This window comes from Streptomyces sp. NPDC002209 (genome assembly GCF_042890265.1).
In the GTDB taxonomy this organism is placed as follows: domain Bacteria; phylum Actinomycetota; class Actinomycetes; order Streptomycetales; family Streptomycetaceae; genus Streptomyces.
Genome location: NZ_JBIARX010000020.1, coordinates 94,041 through 113,717 on the forward strand (window position 1 = coordinate 94,041; position 19,677 = coordinate 113,717).

Here is a 19,677-nt window from a genome sequence, read left to right on the forward strand (position 1 = left end):
ACGTGGGGGGTCAGGCGTGAATACGGTCGAACGACAAGGCCTTGATCGGAACTGACTCCCCAATCATTGGAGCTCTTCGTGCACCGCAAAGTCATCGCCCCGAGCGTGCTCGCCGCTTCCCTCCTGCTGGTGATCCCGGCGTCGGCGGCGAGTTCGGTCCAAGGGGCCCCGGGTATCGGCGATCCCTACTACCCGGCCAGCGGCAACAGCGGATACGACGTGTCCCACTACGACCTGCGCCTGCAGTACCAGCCGAAGACGGACCTGCTGGAGGGCACCGCCACCCTGCTGACCACCGCCAAGCAGGACCTCTCCCGCTTCAACCTGGACTTCGGACTGAAGGTCAGCGAGATCCGGGTCAACGGCGCCAAGGCGAAGTTCGCCACGTCCGGGGACCACGAGCTGGAGGTGACCCCCGCCCAGCCGCTGAAGAAGGACACGCCCGCGTCGGTCGTCGTCAAGTACGCAGGAAAGCCCTCGGAGTTCAAGATCGACGGCTGGTCGGCCTGGCAGCGCACCCCGGACGGCGGCATCGCGGCGCAGGAGCCCGACTCGGCCGTCTGGTGGTTCCCGAGCAACGACCACCCGCTCGACAAGGCCACCTTCGACATCTCGGTCAACGTCCCCGACGGCACGCAGGCCATCAGCAACGGCGTGCTCCAGTCGCAGAGTTCCCGGCTCGGCTGGACCCGGTACAACTGGCGCTCGAACAAGCCGCAGGCCACCTACCTCGCCACCCTCGCCATCGGCAAGTTCGACGTCACCACCGACAAGACGGCGAGCGGGCTGCCCATCCTCAACGCGTACAGCAAGGACCTCGGCGACAACGCGGGCGCGGCGCGCGCGAGCGTGGAGCGGACCGGTGAGGTCGCCGAGTGGCTGGAGGGTGTCTTCGGGCCGTACCCCTTCAACGCCCTGGGCGGCTACGTGCCGAACGTGCCCTCCAGCTTCGCGCTGGAGACGCAGACCCGGCCGTTCTACAGCCCGAAGCAGTTCTCGAACGGGGCCAACGTCTCGGTGGTCGTGCACGAGCTGGCCCACCAGTGGTACGGCGACAGCGTGTCCGTCGACGGCTGGAAGGACATCTGGATCAACGAGGGCTTCGCCCGCTACAGCCAGTGGCTGTGGTCGGAGAAGGAGGGCGAGGGCACCGCGCAGGAGCTCGCCGACTGGGCGTACGGGCTGCGCGCGGCGGACGACCCGTTCTGGCAGGTCAAGCCGGGCGACCCGGGTCCGGACAACCAGTTCCACGGGGCCGTCTACGACCGCGGCGCGATCGCCCTGCAGGCGCTGCGCAACGAGATCGGCGACGAGAAGTTCTTCCAGATCCTCAAGGGCTGGCCGACCGAGCGGGCGTACGGCAACGCCAAGGTCGGGGACTTCGTCCGGTACGCGGAGAAGGTGTCGAACAAGCCGCTGGCCCAGCTGTTCGAGACCTGGCTGTACACCCCGGGCAAGCCGGCGTTCGCCCCGCCGGCCGCCGCGGCCAAGGGTGCCGCCTCGCCGGGCGCCCGGTCGCTCGAGGCGCCCGCCGCACAGCCCGTGGAGCCGAAGTCCTGGAAGAAGATCGCCGAGACGAACACGATCCACGAGCACTGATTCCCGCTCGTACCCGTACCCGCGCGCTGGCGCCCCTCAGGGGGTGCCGGCGCGCCACCGCTCCCGCGCCGCCCGCGCGATCGGCAGGTACCGCAGCCGCTGCGGGAGCAGCGGTACGAGGAGCCGCACGGCCGTGCTGAACCGCCGGAGCCTGCGCTCCTGGGCCGCGCTCCACTCCAGCCCGATGGCGGCGCGGGCGTCGGGCGGCATGTAGCCGACGGTGACGAAGGCCCGGAAGTGCAGGAACGCCGCCCGGAGCACCGGCCAGGCGAGCCGCAGCAGCAGCCGCACCGGCAGCGAGCCGCCCTCGGGCCTCGGCAGCGGAACGTCCGTGGCGACCAGCTCGCGGGCCACCTTGGTGGGCTCGATCTCCTCGGCCAGCATCCGGCGGTAGTAGACCCAGTACTCCTCGATGCTCTGCGGCATGTCCCGGTCACGGACGCCGAGGATCCTGCCCACCTGGAGCCACTCCCGGTACAGCTGCCGCTCCTGGGCGGGGGTGAAGCGGCGCAGCAGGTAGCGCCCGGCGTACAGGTAGATCGGGAAACCGGTGGCGTGGACCCAGGAGTAGCAGGCGGGGTCGAGGGAGTGGTAGCGCCGGCCCCGGGTGTCGATGCCCTGGATCTCCTTGTGCAGGCGGCGCACGCGGCGGCCCTCTTCGGCGGCCTCCTCCCCGCCGTACACCCACAGCTGGACGGAGCGCAGCGAGCGCTCGCCGCGCCCCCAGGGGTCGGTGCGGAAGACCGAGTGCTCGTCGACCCCGGCCCCGATCGCGGGGTGGGCGACCTGCATCGTAAAGGCGGCGGGCAGCATCAGCAGGGCCCGGATGTCTCCGGAGATGGTCCACAGCACCCCGCCGGGCGCCGGCGGCTCGGGATCGGGGCGGCTCGCGGCCGTCGGTCCGGGTGCGGGAAGCCCTGTTTCTCTCATGGTTCCAGTATGCGAGTGCCAGACGTCCGCTCCCGGACAGAAAGTCTTGTCACGGGTGTTACCCAGAGGTAACCGCGGCTGCTTGGATGACGGAGTCGATCTCCCCCCTGCAGGAATGATGGAGACCTCATGCTGCACACCAAGCTCGGTCGCAACCGTGCCGCCGCCACGGCCGTTGCGATGATCGCCGCCGGCGCGCTGGCCGCCACCAGCGCGCCGGCCGCCTCGGCCGCGGAGAGCGCCGCGGCCCCGCGGCTCAGCGTCCTGACGTACAACGTGTTCCTGATGAGCAAGAACCTCTACCCCAACTGGGGCCAGGACCACCGCGCTTCGGAGATCCCCAAGGCGTCCTTCTTCCAGGGCCACGACGTGGTCGTGCTCCAGGAGGCCTTCGACAACGGCGCCTCGGACGCCCTGAAGTCCAACGCCTCGGCGCAGTACCCGTACCAGACCCCGGTCGTCGGCCGCAGCAAGAGCGGCTGGGACGCCACGGGCGGGGCGTACTCCTCCACCACCCCCGAGGACGGCGGCGTCACGGTCCTGAGCAAGTGGCCGATCATCCGCAAGGAGCAGGTCGTCTACAAGGACGCCTGCGGCGCCGACTGGTGGTCCAACAAGGGCTTCGCCTACGTCGTACTGGACGTGAACGGCACCAAGGTCCACGTGGTCGGCACCCACGCGCAGTCCACGGACCCGGGCTGCGGCGCGGGCGAGGCGGCGGACATGCGCGCCCGCCAGTTCAAAGCGATAGACGCCTTCCTGGACGGCAAGAACATCCCGGCGAACGAGCAGGTCATCGTCGCGGGCGACATGAACGTCGACTCCCGCTCCCCCGAGTTCGCGTCGATGCTCGCCAACGCCGACCTGGCGAACTCCGACTCGCGCACGGGTCACCCGTACTCCTTCGACACCGCGCTGAACTCCATCGCGAACTACCGCTACCCGACCGACCCGCGCGAGGACCTGGACTACGTCCTCTACCGCAAGGGCAACGCCCGCCCGGCGGGCTGGGAGAACAACGTGGTCAAGGAGCAGTCGGCGCCCTGGACGGTCTCCAGCTGGGGCACCTCGTACACGTACACCAACCTCTCCGACCACTACCCGCTGATCGGCCGCTAGTCCGCGCGCTCCCGCGGGTGCCTTCGCGCGACGGGCACCCGCGGGGCCGCCGCCGCACGCCGCTCGGCCGTCGGGCTGCGCGCGGAACAGGGGGGTCGACCGGCTCGTGGTTCTTCTCCGGGAAGTCCGCGAAGTCCTTGCCGTGGACGCGTTCCGCCTCGGCCGGCAGGTCGAGTTCGACGTAGTAGCCGGCCCGCCCGTCGTCGCCGGAGACCTTCGTCTGCGCGCCGCCGCTGCACGATCCAGCGGATGCGCTCCTCGTACTCCTGGCCCTCGTCCAGCTCGTCCGGCGGGCGGCGCCGCGCCCACCGGACAGGGCCATCCGGGCTACACCGCCCGGGGCGGGCCCTCGTGCACGTCCTCGTACGGCTCCTCGTACGGCTCCTCGTACAGCCCGTCGATCAGGGCTCCGTACTTCTCCCGGACCACCCGGCGGCGCAGCTTCAGCGACGGGGTGAGCTCCCCGGTGTCCGGGCCCCACTCCTGCGTCAGCAGCCGGTAGCGCTTGATCTGCTCGGTCCGGTTGAGCCGGGCGTTGGCCGCCGCGACCGCGCGGGCGACCTCCTCCCGGACGGCCGGGTGCGCCGCGAGACCGGCGAGCGAGCCGGCCTCGATGCCGCGGGCCGCCGCCCACGCCGGGGCCAGCTCCCCGTCCAGCACCAGCAGGGCGACGAGGTAGGAGCGGCCGTCGCCGTGCACCAGGGCCTGGCCGATCAGCGGATGCTCCTTGACGGTGTTCTCCACCAGGGCCGGCGAGACGTTCTTGCCGTTCGAGGTGATGATGAGTTCCTTCTTGCGGTCGGTCAGCCAGAGGAACCCGTCCTCGTCGAGGCGGCCGATGTCCCCGGTCGGGAACCAGCCCTCGGCGTCGTGCGCGCTCTCCACCGACCCGTCGGGCTGCAGGTAGCCGCCGAATACGGTCCCGCCGCGGGTGAGGATCTCCCCGTCCTCGGCGAGCCGCAGCTCCAGCCCCTCGATCGCCCGCCCCACCGAGCCCAGCCGGAACCCGTCCGGGCTGTTGACCGTGCACACGCCCGAGGTCTCGGTGAGCCCCCAGGCGTCCATGATCGTGATCCCCCAGCCCGCCCAGAACCGCACGACGTCGATCGGCATCGGCGCGGTGGCGCTGGCCGTCCACCGGAGCCGGTCCAGCCCGGCCAGGCCCAGCAGCGGGTCCAGCACCTGCTCCTTGGCCCGGGTGTACGAGGCTTCGAGCGCGGCCGGGACCTCCTCGCCGCGCTCCCGGTGGCCGGCCCGGGCGCGGGCGAGGTCGTTCGCGGCCTCGATGGCCTCCCGCTGCGCGGCCGGAAGCTGCGCGAGCACGGCCCGGACCGACGCGGCGAGCTTCTCCCACACCCGGGGCACGCCGAAGAACTGCACCGGGTGCAGCTCGCGGACGGACAGTGCCACGGCGGCGGGGTCGGCCACGAGCCGGACGTGGGCCGCCCGCAGCAGTGGCAGGTATATGCCGAGGATCCGCTCGGCGATGTGCGCGAAGGGCAGGTAGCAGATGTGCTCGGCGTGCTCGGGCAGGTCCACGCGCCGGTCGAGGCGGACGGACTGGAGCATGATGTTGCGGTGGGTCAGCCGGACGCCCTTGGGGTCGCCGGTGGTGCCGGAGGTGTAGACGACGGTCAGCGGGTCCTCGGGGCGGGTCTCCCGCCAGGCCTTCTCGAAGGCGTCGGGGCGGTGCGTGCGGGCGCCGCTCGCGTGCAGGGAGCCGTAGGTACGGTGCGTACCCGCATCGGCGGCCTCGGCCACGACCAGCCGTTCCAGGGGCACCTGCCCGTCGTCGAGCAGCGGCTCCCACCGGGCCAGCTCGCGGGCGCCCTCGAGGAGGGCGACCCGGGCCCGGCTGTGGCGGGCGATGTGGGCGATCTGCTCGGGCGCGGAGGTGCCGTAGACGGTGACGGGGACGGCGCCGAGGTGGACGAGGGCGAGGTCGCTGAGCCAGTGCTCGGGGCGGTTGCCCATCATGATCAGGACGTGCTCGCCGCGTTCGACGCCGAGGGCGGCGTATCCGGAGGCGAGGACGGCGACCTTGCGGCGGACCTCGGTCCAGCTGAGGGTCGTCCAGCCGTCGCCCTCGCGCCACGAGAGGGCGGGGAGGTCCCCGTACTCGGCGGCGTTGCGCGCCAGCAGCGCGGGGAGGGTGAGCTCTTCGGGTCGTCCGGGCAGTCGCAGTTTCGTGGTCATGGGCAGCTCCTGGCCGTTTCACATCGTTGGTGCGACAGCAATACTGTTGAAGCTGTACTTACGAACGGGCACGCGCGGAACAGAGAGCGAGGCGGAGACCATGACCACCCGGGCACCCGAACCCACGCTCACCGTCGACGAGCTGGCCGCCCGGGCGGGTGTGACCGTCCGCACCGTACGGTTCTACAGCACGCGCGGGCTTTTGCCCCCTCCCGTGATCGGCCCCCGTCGGGTGGGCCACTACGGCCCGGAGCACCTCTCACGGCTGGCCCTGATCGAGGAGTTGCAGCACCAGGGCATGACCCTGTCGGCGATCGAGCGCTACCTGGACGCCCTGCCGGAGGACCTCAGCCCGCACGACCTGGCGATCCACCGGGCGCTGGTGGCCACCTGGGCCCCGGACTCGGCGCTGGAGTCCTCGCGGGAGGAACTGGAGAAGCGGGCCGGGCGCACCCTGACGGACACGGACATCCGGCGGCTGACGGCGATGAACGTGGTGGCGCCGGCCCCGGAGGGCTTCCGGGTGGACGTGGGGCTGCTGCGGCTGGGGGTCGCGCTGCTCGACGTGCCGATCGCCCACGAGACGATCCTGGCGGCGCGCAAGGTGCTGCTGGAGCACGCGCGGACGGCGGCACACCAGCTGACGGCGCTGTTCCGGGACGAGGTGTGGGGGCCGTTCACGCAGGGCGAGAGCGATCCGGAGCGGGTGGAGTCGATGAAGGCGCTGTCGGCGCACATGCAGCCGATGGTGGTCCAGGCCCTGGTGACCGCGTTCCAGCGCTCGCTGAAGGAAGAACTACGGGCGGCGTTCGTCTCGGAACCGGAGGCGGGGAGGAGCGACTGATCCGTACCTCGCAGCGGTGGACAGGAGCGGGCGGTGTTGGACGGTCACCGGCCCTGCAGGGCCTGGAAAGTGGACAGCGCCCGACGCAAGTCTGTTTGCCATGAACCCTGCACGTACGACCACGACGTCCCGCGCACTCGGCACGATGACGGTACTGACCGCCGCCGCGGCCCTCTGCGCCACCGCCCCCACCGCCCACGCCGCGCAGGACGATGCCCGGCGCACGCCGGGGATCGTCACCGCCTGGGCCCGTGCCTGGAACGGCACCGAACCCCAGGCGCTCGGCGCCCTGTTCACCTCCGACGGCACGTACACCGATGAAGCCGTGGCCGTCACCTTCCGTGGCCGAACGCAGATCGCGGGGTGGAAGGCCCGCGCCGACAGCCTCATCGACCACGTCCACGTCACCGTCCGCGCCGCCCACCGCGACGGCGACCGCATCACCGTCCGGGCCGTCTACTCCGGCCACCTCAAGGGCGCACCCGAGCCGTTCGCCGTGCCGATGACCACCGTGCTCGACCTCGACGCGAACCACTGCCGGATCGCCTCCGACCGGGACCACTACAGCCTGGCCGCGGTCCTGCGCCAGTCCGGACTGCCCGCCGACTGGACCCCGCCGGCCGCCTGACGGCAGCCGGAGCACACGCCCCGGGCCCGCTCGCGGGCGGGCCCGGGGGGCGGGCTCAGTCGGAGTACGTCTCGCCGCGCTCGGCCTTGGCCACCAGGGAGGCCGGCGGGGTGAAGCGCTCGCCGTACTGGTCGGCCAGCTCGCGGGAGCGGGCGACGAAGCCCGGCAGGCCGCCCTCGTAGCCGTTGATGTACTGGATCACGCCGCCGGTCCAGGCCGGGAAGCCGATCCCCATGATGGAGCCGATGTTGGCGTCGGCGATCGAGGTGAGCACGCCCTCGTCGAGGCAGCGGACGGTGTCCAGGGCCTCGGAGAAGAGCATCCGCTCCTTCATGTCCTCGAAGGGGATGTCCGCGTCCGGCTTGGCGAAGTGCTCGCGCAGGCCCGGCCAGATGCCGGCGCGCTTGCCGCTCTCGTCGTACTCGTAGAAGCCGGCGCCGCCGCTGCGGCCGGGGCGGCCGAACTCGTCGACCATGCGGTCGATGACCGTGTCCGCGGGGTGGGCTGTCCAGGCGCGGCCCTCGGCCTCGACGGCCTTGCGGGTCTCGTTGCGGATCTTGCGGGGCAGGGTCAGGGTCAGCTCGTCCATCAGGGAGAGCACCTTGGCCGGGTAGCCGGCCTGGGCCGCGGCCTGCTCGACGGAGGCGGGCTCCACGCCCTCGCCGACCATCGCCACGCCCTCGTTGATGAACTGCCCGATGACGCGCGAGGTGAAGAAGCCGCGCGAGTCGTTGACCACGATCGGGGTCTTGTTGATCTGCCGTACGAGGTCGAAGGCGCGGGCGATGGCCTCGTCGCCGGTGCGCTCGCCCTTGATGATCTCCACCAGCGGCATCTTGTCGACGGGCGAGAAGAAGTGCAGTCCGATGAAGTCCTCGGGGCGCGAAACCCCTTCCGCGAGGCCCGTGATGGGCAGCGTGGAGGTGTTGGAGCAGAGCAGCGCGTCGGGGGCGATGACGTCCTGGATCTCCTGGAACACCTTGTGCTTGAGGGAGGTGTCCTCGAAGACGGCCTCGATGACGGCGTCGCAGCCGGCCAGGTCGGCGGCCTCGGCGGTCGGGGTGATCCGGGCGAGGAGCTCGGCGCGCTGGGCCTCGGTCGTACGGCCGCGGGAGAGCGCCTTGTCGAGCAGCTTCTCGGAGTACGCCTTGCCCTTCGCGGCGGCCTCGGCGGTGACGTCCTTCAGCACCACCTCGATGCCCGCGCGGGCGCAGGAGTAGGCGATGCCCGCGCCCATCATGCCGGCGCCGAGGACGGCGACCTTGGTGACCTTGCGGGGCGCGACGCCCTGCGGGCGGCTGCGGCCGGCGTTGACGGCCTGGAGGTCGAAGAAGAACGCCTGGATCATGTTCTTGGCGGTCTGTCCGGTGACCAGCTCGGTGAAGTAGCGGGCCTCGATGGTCAGCGCGGTCTCGAAGTCCACCTGGGCGCCCTCGACGGCACAGGCCAGGATGTTGCGCGGCGCCGGGTACGGGGCCCCGTTCAGCTGCTTCTTCAGGTTCGCGGGGAACGCCGGGAGGTTGGCGGCGAAGCGCGGGTTGGACGGCGTACCGCCGGGGATCTTGTAGCCGGGGACGTCCCACGGCTGCTTGGACTCGGGGTTGGCGTCGATGAAGGCGCGGGCCTTGGCCAGCATCTCCTCGGGCGTGGCGGCCAGTTCGTGGACGAGGCCGTTGTCCAGGGCGCGCTGCGGGTTGTACTGGGTGCCCTGGAGCAGGACCTTGAGCAGCGCGTCGGCGATGCCCATCAGGCGCACGGTACGGGTGACGCCGCCGCCGGCCGGGAGCAGGCCGAGGGTGACCTCGGGCAGGCCGATCTTGGAGCCGGGGGCGTCGAGGGCCACGCGGTGGTGGGAGGCCAGGCAGATCTCGTAACCGCCGCCGAGGGCCGCGCCGTTGATGGCGGCGACCACCGGCTTGCCGAGGGTCTCGATGCGGCGCAGCGAGCGCTTGATCTCGGTGCCGGTGTCGAAGGCGATCTGCGCGTGCTCGGGGCGCAGCCCGATCATGTCCTTGAGGTCGCCGCCCGCGAAGAAGGTCTTCTTGGCGGAGGTGTAGATGATGCCGCGGATGGAGTCCTTCTCGGCCTCGGCGCGGTCGGCGATCGCCGCGATGGAGTCCTTGAAGGCCTGGTTCATCGTGTTGGCGGACTGGTTCGGGTCGTCGAGGGTCAGGGTGACGACGCCGGTCTCGTCCTGTTCCCAGCGGATCGTGGTGGACTCGCTCATTTTCTCGCTACTTCCGTGTCAGAGAGGAGGTCTGGGGGTTACAGGACGTTGTTCAGAGCCGCTCGACGACGGTCGCGACGCCCATGCCGCCGCCGACGCAGAGGGTGACGAGCCCGTAGCGCTTGTCCTGGCGCTCCAGTTCGTCGATGACGGTGCCGAGCAGCATGGCGCCGGTGGCGCCGAGCGGGTGGCCGAGCGCGATGGCGCCGCCGTTGACGTTGACCTTGTCGAGGGAGACGCCCATGTCCTTGACGAAACGGAGCACGACGCCGGCGAAGGCCTCGTTCATCTCAATGAGGTCGATGTCGTCGATGGTCAGGCCCGCCTTGGCGAGGGCCTTGCGGGTGGCCGGGGCGGGGCCGGTGAGCATGATGGTGGGCTCGGAGCCGGAGACGGCCGCCGAGACGATCCGGGCCCGGGGCGCCAGGCCGTTGCGCTCGCCCGCCTCGCGGGTGCCGATCGCGACGAGCGAGGCGCCGTCGACGATGCCGGAGGAGTTGCCCGCGTGGTGGACGTGGTCGATCTTCTCGATCCAGTGGTACTTCTGCAGGGCGACGGCGTCGAAGCCGCCGAGGTCGCCGATGTCCGCGAAGGACGGCTTGAGCTTCGCGAGGGTGTCGGCCGTGGTGCCGGGGCGGACGAACTCCTCCTGGTCCAGGACGACCAGGCCGTTGCGGTCGGTGACCGGGACGACCGACTTCGCGAAGCGGCCCTCCTTGATGGCGGTGGCCGCGCGCTCCTGGGAGAGGGCGGCGTACTCGTCCACGTCGCGGCGGGAGAAGCCCTCGATGGTGGCGATCAGGTCGGCGCCGATGCCCTGCGGGACGAAGCCGGTGTCCCAGTTGGTCATCGGGTCGTTGAACCATGCTCCGCCGTCGGAGGCCATCGGCACGCGGGACATGGACTCCACGCCGCCGGCCAGGACCAGGTCCTCCCAGCCGGAGCGGACCTTGGCGGCGGCCATGTTGACGGCCTCCAGGCCGGAGGCACAGAAGCGGTTCTCCTGTACGCCGGCCACCGTGTCCGGGAGTCCCGCGGCGATGGCCGCGATCCGGGCGATGTCGGAGCCCTGGTCGCCGACCGGGCCGACGACGCCGAGGACGATGTCGTCGATGGTGGCCGGGTCCAGGCCGGGGTTGCGCTCGCGCAGGGCGTGGATGAGGCCGACCACCAGGTCGATCGGCTTGGTGCCGTGCAGGGCGCCGTTGGCCTTGCCGCGGCCGCGCGGCGTGCGGATCGCGTCGTATACGTAAGCTTCGGTGCTCACTGGTCAAGCCTTTCGGAGGATTCCCGGGGGGAGGTCGTCGATGGGGGAGGTCAGCCGAGCAGCGAACGGCCGATGATCTCTTTCATGATCTCGGTCGTGCCGCCGTAGATGGTCTGGATGCGGCCGTCGGTGAAGGCCCGCGCGACCCGGTATTCGCTCATGTAGCCGTACCCGCCGTGCAGTTGCAGGCACCGGTCGGCGACCCGCTTCTGGAGCTCGGTCGCCCACCACTTGGCCATCGAGGCGTGGACGTGGTCCAGCTCGCCGTTGGAGTGGTCGACGATGCAGCGGTCCAGGAAGGTGCGGGTGACGGCGCACTCGGTGGCCATCTCCGCTATCTCGAAGCGGATGTGCTGGAGCTTGGAGAGCGGCCGCCCGAAGGCCTCGCGCTCCTTCACGTACGCGGTGGTGATCTCCAGCAGGTGCTCGGCGGCGGCGATGCCGGCCATCGCGATGCCCATCCGCTCCTGCGCGAGGTTGGTCATCAGGTGGACGAAGGCGCCGTTCAGCTCGCCGAGCAGGTTCTCCTTGGGGACGCGTACGTCGTGGAAGAACAGCTCGGCGGTGTCCTGCGCCTTCTGGCCGATCTTGTCGAGGTTGCGGCCGCGCTCGAAGCCCTCCGTGCCGCGCTCGACCACCAGCAGCGACAGGCCGTGCGCACCGCCCTCCGGGGTGGTCTTGGCGACCACGACCACCAGGTCGGCCAGGATGCCGTTGGAGATGAACGTCTTGGAGCCGTTGAGCACCCAGTGGTCGCCCCGGTCCTCGGCGCTGGTCCGGATCCCCTGGAGGTCGGAGCCCGCGCCCGGCTCGGTCATCGCGATCGCCGTGATCGTCTCGCCGGAGCAGAAGCCGGGCAGCCAGCGCCGCTTCTGCTCCTCGGTGGCGAGCGAGGTCAGGTACGGGCCGATGATGTCGTTGTGCAGGCCGATCGCGAGCCCGGCCGCCCCGGCCCGGGTGAACTCCTCGGCGATCACGGCCGCGTAGCGGAAGTCGGTGTTCCCGCCGCCCCCGTACTCCTCCGGCACGGCCAGGCCCAGCAGGCCCTGCCGGCCGGCGGCCCGCCAGGCCTCGCGGCTGACGATCCCGTCCTTCTCCCACTGCTCGTAGTGCGGCAGCACCTCCTTGGCGAGGAAGGTGCGGACCGTTTCGCGGAACGCCTCGTGGTCGGCGTCGAAGATGCGGCGTTGCATCGGGGCCCCCTAGAGCCAGCTCTTGACGGTTTCGATCAGCCGGGCCGGCTCGGCCCCGACGGGTGTGACGTTGAGCATGGTGACGCCCGCCTCCCGGAAGGCCTCGACCCGCTCGCGTACGTAACTCTGCGGCCCGCACAACGTCATGAGCTCGCAGAACTCGTCCGGGACGGCGGCCGCCGCATCGCGCTTGCGGCCGGAGAGGTAGAGCTCCTGGATCGTGCGGGCCTCCTCCTCGTAGCCGTAGGCGACGGCGAGGTCGTTGTAGAAGTTCTTGCCGACCGCGCCCATCCCGCCGACGTACAGCGCGATCTGGGGGCGCGCCAGGTCCCGTACGGCGGCCGCGTCCTCGCCGATCGCGAGCAGCCCGCCCGCCACGGTCTGCAGCGGGCCGAGCTCCGGGGCGCGCAGGGCAGCGCCCTCGGCGAGGGCGCTGCCCCACACCGCGTGGGCCTTCTCCGGGATGAACAGGGTGGGCAGCCAGCCGTCGGCGATCTCGGCGGTCATCCGTACGTTCGCGGGACCGAGCGAGGCGATGTACACGGGGATCGCGTCGCGGACCGGCCGGGTGAGGATCTTCAGCGGCTTGCCGTGCCGGCCGCCCTTCTCGGGCGGCAGCGGCATGTCGGTGATGCCGTGGTGGTCGATCGTCTCGCGGCGCCAGATCCGCCGGCACAGCTCGACGGTCTCGCGGGTCCGGCCGAGCGGCTTGTCGTACGGCTTCCCGTGCCAGCCCTCGACGACCTGCGGGCCGGAGGCGCCGAGGCCCAGCAGCGCCCGCCCGCCCGACATGGCGTCGAGCCCGGCCGCCGTCTGGGCGACGAGGGCCGGGGTGCGGGAGTAGACGTTGAGGATGGCCGAGCCGATCTTCATCCGCTCGGTGCGGGCGGCCAGATAGCCCATGATCGTCGGGGAGTCGAAGCCCCAGGCCTCGGCGACCCATACGGCGTCCAGCCCGGCCGCCTCCAGCGCCGCCGCCTCGTCGGCGGCCCGGCGCGGGTCCCCGGAGTAGTCGAGCATCATGGAGAGTTCCATCAGGCGCCCTCGCCCTTCGCGCTCAGGCCCGGCACGTCCCAGTCGCGGGCCACGGATTCGGTGTCGGCCCCCGGCTGCGCCGGGCCCGAGGCCACCGCGACCGGCGTGGCCGAGAACCGGGGCGCGGGGGCGGGCTGGGTGATCCCGCCGAAGTCGGTGAAGGTGGCGCGGGCGGCGAGGTGCGGGTGCTGCGGCGCCTCGCGCAGGGAAAGTACGGGCGCCACGCAGGCGTCGGAGCCCTCGAACACCGCCGTCCATTCCCGGCGCGTACGGGACTTGAAGCGGGCGGCGACGGTCTCGCGGAGCTCGCCCCAGCGGGCGGTGTCCTTGCGGGCCGGGGCCCCGTCCTCGATGCCGAGCAGTTCGACGAAGGTGTCGTAGAACTGCTGCTCCAGCGCGCCGACCGCCATGTATCCGCCGTCGGAGGTCTCGTACGTGCCGTAGAAGGGACAGCCGCCGTCGAGGAGGTTGGCCCCGCGCCGGTCCTGCCAGCCGCCGGCCGCCATCATCCCGTGGATCATGGCGGTGAGGTGGGCGGTGCCGTCGACGATGGCCGCGTCCACGACCTGGCCGGTGCCGCCCGGGGTGCGGGCGTGCTGCAGGGCCGCGAGGACCCCGATGACCAGGTAGAGGGAACCGCCCGCGTAGTCCCCGACGAGGTTGGCGGGGACGGCCGGGGGCTCGCCCGGATTCCCGATCATGCCGAGGGCGCCGGTGACGGCGATGTACGCGATGTCGTGCCCGGCGGTGTGCGCGAGCGGGCCGTCCTGGCCCCAGCCGGTCATCCGGCCGTAGACGAGCCGCGGATTGCGGGCGTGGCACTCGGCCGGGCCGACGCCGAGCCGCTCGGCGACCCCGGGGCGGAAGCCCTCGATGAGCACGTCGGCCCGCTCGACCAGGTCCAGCACGCGGGCGGGGCCGTCGGCGGACTTCAGGTCGACCAGGACGGACCGCTTGCCGCGGTTGGTGATGTCGTACGCGGGATCGACCGCGAGCCCGCCGCCGCCGGGACGGTCCACCCGTACGACGTCCGCCCCGAGATCGGCGAGGAGCATGGCGGCGAACGGGCCCGGGCCGATGCCCGCCAGTTCGACGACGCGCACGCCCGCGAGCGGGCCGCTGCCGGGCACGTTCCCTGTCACTGCCATCGAGCCCCCAGCATCCCTGGCGCCACTGCCGCCACCGCCGCCACTGTGTGACACAACTGATGTAACACCAGCGATGCTAGGAACGTGTTCCACTCAGCACAAGAGCAAGCGCTTAGCCGGTTGACTCGTTTCGCCCGTCGAGCTCCTTCAGGTGCCGTTTGAGGGCGACCGTCCGGTAGCTCTCCTCCACCCATTCGCACAGCACCTCGAGGGACGGCGCCCCCTTCTCCCCCAGCGGCAGGGAGACCCAGCCGGCCTTCCCCAGCCCGTACCCGGTCGGCTCCGCCCCGGGCGCGGTCATGGCGTGGCCGTGCAGCGCCTCGTCCTTGAGCTTCACGGAGAGCCCGGGCGGCTGCGAGCCGTCGGCATTGCCCAGGAAGACGAAGATCTTCTTGTTGACCTTCACCACGCAGTCCTCCGGACCCCATGGGAACTCCTCCACGGCCTCCGGCAGCCCTCGGGCGAACTCCCGCACCGCCTCCCATTTGCGCACCGCAGCCTTCATGGACGCCTCCACTCAGCACAGGTCACACCTGCCCGCACGGACAGTCGCCCCTCACGCTAGCGCCGACCCCCGACACCGTCCGGGCAACCGGACCGCCGCGGCCTTTCACGCCGTCGCCATCCACTACCGGAACCGCATCGATGGCGACATCAAGCCCACCCTCGCTCTTTTCGGGGCCTGCACGGATAACTGATACGAGAACATGAAACCGCTGATCACAGCAGACCGAAGGTGGTTTCCAGGCTGCTTTCGGGGCGCTCCCGGCAGACGAGCGGAGTCAGCGAGGGGGACCTTAACCGGAAGCTCATGAGCTATGTAATCTGAGCGAGCTTTCAGCCCTGGCCAAGGGCTCACGGATCATAGGGGGCTCGGTGTCCTACCGCCGACTCGCAGCATCTGCCGCCGTCTTCGCGGCCGGCATTTCTCTCATACCGGGCATGGCCCACGCGGCCGACCCGGCCACCGGCGGTGCCCGCGGCGTCACCACGCCCGACCTGGCCCAGGCCGGCGTGAAGAACGCACCCAAGTTCACCAGCCCTGCCGACCGGTCGGTCCGGCACAGCGCGCCGACCGCGCAGACCGCACCGACCGCACCGACCGCACCGACCGCCAAGAACAGGCAGACGGCCGCCGCTGCCGCAGAGGCGCAGACCGCCGTCGCCAACCCGACCCTCGCGGTCGGCCTGACGGCAGGCGCCCTGTCCGCGCACACGGTCGAGCTGACCAGCGACGTCACCAGCGCGACCACCCCGCTCGACATCAGCATCAGCTGGGGCGACGGGGCCACGACCACCGCCTCGGCAGGCGGCACCGAGAGCGTGTACTCGGAGCACACCTACGCGGAGCTCGGCACCTACACCGTCAAGGTCACCGTGACGGACAAGGCCGCCAACACCTCCGTCACCAACGAGCTGGCCGTCACGACCGCGGGCTCGGACTACACCCCGTACGGCCCGACCCGTCTGCTGGACACCCGCAACGGAACCGGCGCCGCGAAGGCCAAGGTCGCCCCCTACACCTCCGCGCACCTGAAGGTCGGCGGCAACGGCGGCATCCCCGCGGGTGTGACCGCAGTGGTCCTCAACGTCACCGTCACCGGCACCACCAGCGGCGGCCACGTCACCGCCTTCGCCGACGGCGACGAGAAGCCGACCACGTCGAACGTCAACTTCGTCCCCGGCCAGACGGTCCCGAACCTGGTCATCGTGCCGGTCGGCGAGAACGGCTACGTCAACCTGTACAACGGCGGCTGGGAGTCGGTCGACCTCATCGCCGACGTCACCGGCTACTTCACCCAGACGTCCTCCAGTGGCTACACCCCGCTGGCGCCGCAGCGCTTCGTCGACACCCGCACCGGCGCGGGCACCGCCAAGGGCCAGCTCGCCGGCTACGGCTCCTTCAGCACCCAGATCACCGGCCTCGGCCAGGTCCCGGCCTCCGGGGTCACCGCCGTGGCGCTCAACGTGACGGTCACCAACCCGAAGAGCGACGGCCACCTGACCGTCTACCCGGGCGGCCAGCAGGCCCCGACCGCGTCCAACGTGAACTTCACCACGGGCCAGACCATCGCCAACTCGGTGATCGTCCCGGTGGGCCCCGACGGCAAGATCAGCGTACGCAACGGCGGCTGGAACCCGGCCGACGTCATCGTCGACGTCGTCGGCTACTACAGCCCGCAGAGCAAGGGTGCCTACCTCCCGTTCACGCCGGAGCGGTTCATCGACACCCGCAACCCCGCGGACCAGGTCTACGGCCCCGTGGCCGGACGCGACTACGTCTACGCCGGACTGGGCGCACCCGGTTCCGGCGTCACGGGCTTCGTGCTGAACACCACCGTGACCAACACCAGGGACAGCGGCTTCCTCGCCGTCTCCCCGGACCCCAACACGCTGGACGAGTACGAGAACAACGCGGCGGGCCCGCCGTCGCCGCCCACCTCCTCCACCCTGAACTGGACGACCGGCAAGACGGTCCCGAACCTGGTCCAGGCGAGCACCGGCGGCACCGGAGTCATCGACTTCTGGAACCAGAGCGACGGCAACATCGACCTCATCGTCGACGTCTTCGGCATGTACCAGGACAACTGACCCGCCGCTCGAAGGCCGGAAACAGCGCCCCGGGAACGGCCGTCCAGGCCGCCCCCGGGGCGCTGTTCGTCGTAGCGTGGCCACGCGCTAGCCTCAGCCACCGACAGCAGCCGGGAGGAGCCGTGATGAACGAAGAGGTTCGCCAGACCGACGGGGCCGCAGGGCGTGAGAGCGATCGTGACCGGGCCTATGACGTGGTGCTCTTCGGCGCGACCGGGTTCGTCGGGGCCCTGACCGCCGAGTACCTCGCCGCACACGCCCCAGCCGACTGCCGGTGGGCCCTCGCGGGCCGCGACCTCGGCAAACTGGAGCGGCTGCGCGAGCGGCTGACCGCGCTCGACCCCGGGTGCGCGTCGCTGCCGCTGCTCCGCGCGGACTCCGGGGACGCACGGGCCGTACGGGAACTGGCCGCCTCCACGCGGGTCCTGGCCACGACCGTCGGACCGTACGTCCTGTACGGGGCGGAGCTGGTCGCCGCCTGCGCCGCGGCGGGCACGGACTACGTGGACCTCACCGGCGAGCCGGAGTTCGTGGACCGGACCTACGTCGAGCACGACGCCAGGGCCCGGGAGACCGGCGCGCGGCTGGTGCACGCCTGCGGCTTCGACTCGATCCCGGCCGACCTCGGGGCGTACTTCACGGTGGGACAGCTGCCTCAGGGCGTGCCGCTGCGGGTGGACGGGTTCATGCGGTCCCATGCGGTCTTCTCCGGCGGGACCCTGGCCTCGGCCCTCACCATCATGGGCCGCGGGCCGCAGACCCTGGCCGCGGCGCGCGAGCGCCGACTGCACGAGCCCCGGTTGCTGGAACGGCGCGTACGCGGACCCCTGGGAGCCCCGCGGTTCAGCCGGGAGACCGGGGCGTGGGCGCTGCCGCTGCCGACCCTGGACCCCCGGATCGTGACCCGCTCGGCGGCCGCGCTGGAGCGGTACGGGCCGGACTTCCGCTACCGGCAGTACGCCTCGGTGAAGCACCTCCCGGTCGCCGTGGGCGGTACGGCGGCGATCGGCGCGGCGGCGGCCCTGGCGCAGCTCCCGGCGGCACGGCGGTGGCTGATGAGCCGCTGGGAGCCGGGCCGCGGCCCGGACGCGGAGCGCCGGGCGCGCAGCTGGTTCACGGTCCGCTTCGTGGGCGAGGGCGGCGGCCGCCGCGTGTTCACCGAGGTGTCGGGCGGCGACCCGGGCTACGGCGAGACCGCCAAGATGCTGGCGGAGTCGGCCCTGTGCCTCGCGTACGACGCCCTGCCGGAGCGGGCCGGCCAGCTCACCACGGCGGTGGCGATGGGCGACGCCCTGCTGGACCGGCTCCAGAAGGCCGGCATCCGCTTCCGGGTGGCCGCGCAGCAGTAGCGGGCGGTGGTCAGGAGGCCTCGCGCAGGGCCCGTCGGCAGAGGGAGTCGGCGTGCCGGGTGGACTCGGGGATCCGGAAGCGGGGACTCAGTGCGAGGGCGTGGGCGCAGGCGTTGTCGAGCGAGACCCGGTGGCCGACGGAGACGTACACCGGCTTGATCCCGTCCTGCGTACGCAGCGCCCGCCCGACGACGGCGCCGTCGGCCGCGAGCAGCGGCGCGGCGTCGCCGCGCCGGGCGCCGGGCTCCTCGTAGGTGAAGGTGAACGGGTTCTTCGCGACGCCCATGCTCGGCAGGCCCGTGACCACCCCGAGGTGGCAGGCGAGGCCGAAGCCGCGGGGGTGGGCCAGCCCGTAGCCGTCGCAGACGACGAGATCGGGGGCGGCGGTCAGCGCGTCCAGCGCGGCCAGCACGGTCGGCAGCTCCCGGAAGGCGAGGAGCCCGGGCACGTACGGGAAGCTGACGTGCCCGACGGCGGTCGCCTCCTCGACGACCTCGAGGGTGGCGGCGTCGAGGACGACGGCCGCGGCGGCGACCAGGTCGCGCTCGTCGTCGTAGGCGACGTCCACGCCCGCGACGAGCCCCCGCCCGGGCGGCGGGCCGGGCTCGTCGAGCACGACGTGTCGGCGGAGTTCGTCTTGTATCGCCCGGGCCTCGGCCTCGTCGGCGGGGGTCTTTACGCTCGTCATGATGGTGCGAGAGTAGCCTGACGATCATGTTCGTCATGGAGCTCACCTACACCGCGCCCGTCGAAGCCGTCGAAGAGGAGATGGACGCGCACATCGCCTGGCTGGACGGCTACTACGCATCGGGCGTCTTCCTCGCCTCGGGCCGCAAGGTCCCGCGCGACGGGGGCATCATCCTGGCGGCGGGGGTCTCCCGCGCGGAGATCGAAAGGATCGCCGCGGAGGACCCCTTCACGCTGGCCGGCGTCTGCACGTACAGCATCACGGAGTTCATCGCGACGAAGACGTCCGGTGACCTGGCGGCGGTGCGGGAGAATCCGGTGGGCTAGTTGGGGGGTTGGCCGGGGGCGCCGGACGGGGTCTTTGCGCTCGGGGCCGGGAGGGGCGAGCGGGAGGCGAGCGGGGGGCCGGGGGCGGGGTTCGTGCACTCGGGGTCGGGAGGGTCGAGCGGGATGCCGGGGGCGGGGTCCGTGCACTCGGGGTCGGGAGGGTGGGTCTGGGGGCCAGGGAGGGGCGGGGTCTGTCGACTCGGCGTCGGAGTGTGTCCGGGGGCGTCCCGCCAGTCCACTGTCCTTCCGTGTCGTGCCGGTCCCTCAAGGGCGCTCCCTGCGGTCGCGTCGCTACGCGATGTCGCTGCGCTCCACCCTTGACCGACCGACCCGCCCCGGAAAGACAACAGACTGCCGGGAAGCCCCCGAAGGAACGGTCAGGGGGTTCATGTTCCGATGAGGGCCCATCAGAGATCCCGACCGGCAGCCCCTGCCCATCCGCACCCAGCCCACCAGGACCACCGAGCCAGGCCGGTGACAGGGCAGGGGGAGGGCACGGTCCCATCGAGGGCCCAGAGGAAGCCCTTTCCGGACCC

16 protein-coding genes are annotated in these 19,677 nt (G+C 71.6%); 7 read left to right on the forward strand and 9 right to left on the reverse strand.

Translation table 11 applies throughout. From position 1 onward, the window contains the following. Window positions 1-78 precede the first annotated feature (78 nt). Window positions 79-1,599, forward strand: a complete 1,521-nt coding sequence (locus ACFYXK_RS28980) for a M1 family metallopeptidase (protein ID WP_389413781.1) — start codon at window positions 79-81, stop codon at window positions 1,597-1,599. A gap of 36 nt (window positions 1,600-1,635) precedes the next feature. Here the strand turns inward: ACFYXK_RS28980 and ACFYXK_RS28985 are convergent, their stop codons facing one another. Beyond that, entirely contained in the window at window positions 1,636-2,529 is an 894-nt protein-coding gene (locus tag ACFYXK_RS28985; protein ID WP_389413782.1) for an oxygenase MpaB family protein, read from the reverse strand. Window positions 2,530-2,658: 129 nt separating this feature from the next. On the opposite strand from ACFYXK_RS28985, the gene sph reads away from it, so the two are divergent. Continuing rightward, window positions 2,659-3,648, forward strand: a complete 990-nt coding sequence (gene sph, locus ACFYXK_RS28990) for a sphingomyelin phosphodiesterase (protein WP_389413783.1) — start codon at window positions 2,659-2,661, stop codon at window positions 3,646-3,648. Window positions 3,649-3,975: 327 nt separating this feature from the next. On the opposite strand, the gene ACFYXK_RS28995 is transcribed toward sph, so the two are convergent. Continuing rightward, window positions 3,976-5,844, reverse strand: a complete 1,869-nt coding sequence (locus tag ACFYXK_RS28995) for an AMP-dependent synthetase/ligase (protein ID WP_389413784.1) — start codon at window positions 5,842-5,844, stop codon at window positions 3,976-3,978. Between the two features lie 100 nt (window positions 5,845-5,944). Here ACFYXK_RS28995 and ACFYXK_RS29000 point away from each other — a divergent pair, with 100 nt between their 5' ends. Together ACFYXK_RS29000 and ACFYXK_RS29005 are read left to right on the forward strand one after the other, a co-directional pair. Then, a complete protein-coding gene (locus tag ACFYXK_RS29000) occupies window positions 5,945-6,688 on the forward strand; it encodes a MerR family transcriptional regulator (protein ID WP_389413785.1) in 744 nt (247 codons plus the stop codon). Window positions 6,689-6,788: 100 nt separating this feature from the next. Further along, the gene (locus ACFYXK_RS29005; protein WP_389413786.1) at window positions 6,789-7,316 is read left to right on the forward strand and encodes a nuclear transport factor 2 family protein; all 528 of its coding nucleotides are present in this window, start codon (window positions 6,789-6,791) and stop codon (window positions 7,314-7,316) included. A gap of 55 nt (window positions 7,317-7,371) precedes the next feature. Here the strand turns inward: ACFYXK_RS29005 and ACFYXK_RS29010 are convergent, their stop codons facing one another. The 6 genes from ACFYXK_RS29010 to ACFYXK_RS29035 form a co-directional block, all read right to left on the reverse strand. Next, a complete protein-coding gene (locus ACFYXK_RS29010; protein WP_389413787.1) occupies window positions 7,372-9,543 on the reverse strand; it encodes a 3-hydroxyacyl-CoA dehydrogenase NAD-binding domain-containing protein in 2,172 nt (723 codons plus the stop codon). A 52-nt stretch (window positions 9,544-9,595) separates the two neighbouring features. Next, complete coding sequence (locus ACFYXK_RS29015) at window positions 9,596-10,810, reverse strand: acetyl-CoA C-acetyltransferase (protein WP_389413788.1); 1,215 nt, start codon at window positions 10,808-10,810, stop codon at window positions 9,596-9,598. A 50-nt stretch (window positions 10,811-10,860) separates the two neighbouring features. Next, window positions 10,861-12,003 (reverse strand): acyl-CoA dehydrogenase family protein, encoded by a 1,143-nt coding sequence (locus tag ACFYXK_RS29020; RefSeq protein ID WP_389413789.1) that lies wholly within the window; start codon window positions 12,001-12,003, stop codon window positions 10,861-10,863. Between the two features lie 9 nt (window positions 12,004-12,012). Further along, window positions 12,013-13,038, reverse strand: coding sequence for an LLM class F420-dependent oxidoreductase (locus ACFYXK_RS29025; protein WP_389413790.1), 1,026 nt, complete (start codon window positions 13,036-13,038; stop codon window positions 12,013-12,015). Continuing rightward, entirely contained in the window at window positions 13,038-14,186 is a 1,149-nt protein-coding gene (locus tag ACFYXK_RS29030) for a CaiB/BaiF CoA transferase family protein (RefSeq protein ID WP_389413791.1), read from the reverse strand. Before ACFYXK_RS29030 ends, ACFYXK_RS29025 begins: the two co-directional genes overlap by 1 nt. A 112-nt stretch (window positions 14,187-14,298) precedes the next feature. Continuing rightward, window positions 14,299-14,691: an MmcQ/YjbR family DNA-binding protein gene (locus ACFYXK_RS29035; protein WP_389413792.1), complete on the reverse strand. Its 393-nt coding sequence runs from the start codon at window positions 14,689-14,691 to the stop codon at window positions 14,299-14,301. A 437-nt stretch (window positions 14,692-15,128) separates the two neighbouring features. Between ACFYXK_RS29035 and ACFYXK_RS29040 the strand changes: the two genes are divergently transcribed. Both ACFYXK_RS29040 and ACFYXK_RS29045 read left to right on the forward strand, forming a co-directional pair. Continuing rightward, window positions 15,129-16,778, forward strand: a complete 1,650-nt coding sequence (locus tag ACFYXK_RS29040) for a PKD domain-containing protein (protein ID WP_389413793.1) — start codon at window positions 15,129-15,131, stop codon at window positions 16,776-16,778. 125 nt (window positions 16,779-16,903) lie between these two features. After that, on the forward strand, window positions 16,904-18,127 hold the full coding sequence (locus ACFYXK_RS29045) for a saccharopine dehydrogenase family protein (protein ID WP_389413794.1): 1,224 nt from the start codon (window positions 16,904-16,906) through the stop codon (window positions 18,125-18,127). 10 nt (window positions 18,128-18,137) lie between these two features. On the opposite strand, the gene ACFYXK_RS29050 is transcribed toward ACFYXK_RS29045, so the two are convergent. Continuing rightward, window positions 18,138-18,815, reverse strand: a complete 678-nt coding sequence (locus ACFYXK_RS29050) for an endonuclease V (protein ID WP_383510443.1) — start codon at window positions 18,813-18,815, stop codon at window positions 18,138-18,140. A gap of 26 nt (window positions 18,816-18,841) precedes the next feature. Between ACFYXK_RS29050 and ACFYXK_RS29055 the strand changes: the two genes are divergently transcribed. Then, window positions 18,842-19,141 carry a YciI family protein gene (locus ACFYXK_RS29055; RefSeq protein ID WP_389413795.1) on the forward strand — a complete coding sequence of 100 codons (300 nt, stop codon included), beginning with the start codon at window positions 18,842-18,844 and terminating at the stop codon, window positions 19,139-19,141. Window positions 19,142-19,677: the final 536 nt, after the last annotated feature.

Coding starts and splice junctions, on each gene's coding strand:
- ACFYXK_RS28985 (WP_389413782.1), bottom strand. CDS start 2,529: ATGAGAGAAACAGGGCTTCCCGCACCCGGACCGACGGCCGCGAGCCGC.
- sph (WP_389413783.1), top strand. CDS start 2,659: ATGCTGCACACCAAGCTCGGTCGCAACCGTGCCGCCGCCACGGCCGTT.
- ACFYXK_RS28995 (WP_389413784.1), bottom strand. CDS start 5,844: ATGACCACGAAACTGCGACTGCCCGGACGACCCGAAGAGCTCACCCTC.
- ACFYXK_RS29000 (WP_389413785.1), top strand. CDS start 5,945: ATGACCACCCGGGCACCCGAACCCACGCTCACCGTCGACGAGCTGGCC.
- ACFYXK_RS29005 (WP_389413786.1), top strand. CDS start 6,789: ATGAACCCTGCACGTACGACCACGACGTCCCGCGCACTCGGCACGATG.
- ACFYXK_RS29010 (WP_389413787.1), bottom strand. CDS start 9,543: ATGAGCGAGTCCACCACGATCCGCTGGGAACAGGACGAGACCGGCGTC.
- ACFYXK_RS29020 (WP_389413789.1), bottom strand. CDS start 12,003: ATGCAACGCCGCATCTTCGACGCCGACCACGAGGCGTTCCGCGAAACG.
- ACFYXK_RS29025 (WP_389413790.1), bottom strand. CDS start 13,038: ATGGAACTCTCCATGATGCTCGACTACTCCGGGGACCCGCGCCGGGCC.
- ACFYXK_RS29030 (WP_389413791.1), bottom strand. CDS start 14,186: ATGGCAGTGACAGGGAACGTGCCCGGCAGCGGCCCGCTCGCGGGCGTG.
- ACFYXK_RS29035 (WP_389413792.1), bottom strand. CDS start 14,691: ATGAAGGCTGCGGTGCGCAAATGGGAGGCGGTGCGGGAGTTCGCCCGA.
- ACFYXK_RS29040 (WP_389413793.1), top strand. CDS start 15,129: ATGGCCCACGCGGCCGACCCGGCCACCGGCGGTGCCCGCGGCGTCACC.
- ACFYXK_RS29045 (WP_389413794.1), top strand. CDS start 16,904: ATGAACGAAGAGGTTCGCCAGACCGACGGGGCCGCAGGGCGTGAGAGC.
- ACFYXK_RS29050 (WP_383510443.1), bottom strand. CDS start 18,815: ATGACGAGCGTAAAGACCCCCGCCGACGAGGCCGAGGCCCGGGCGATA.
- ACFYXK_RS29055 (WP_389413795.1), top strand. CDS start 18,842: ATGTTCGTCATGGAGCTCACCTACACCGCGCCCGTCGAAGCCGTCGAA.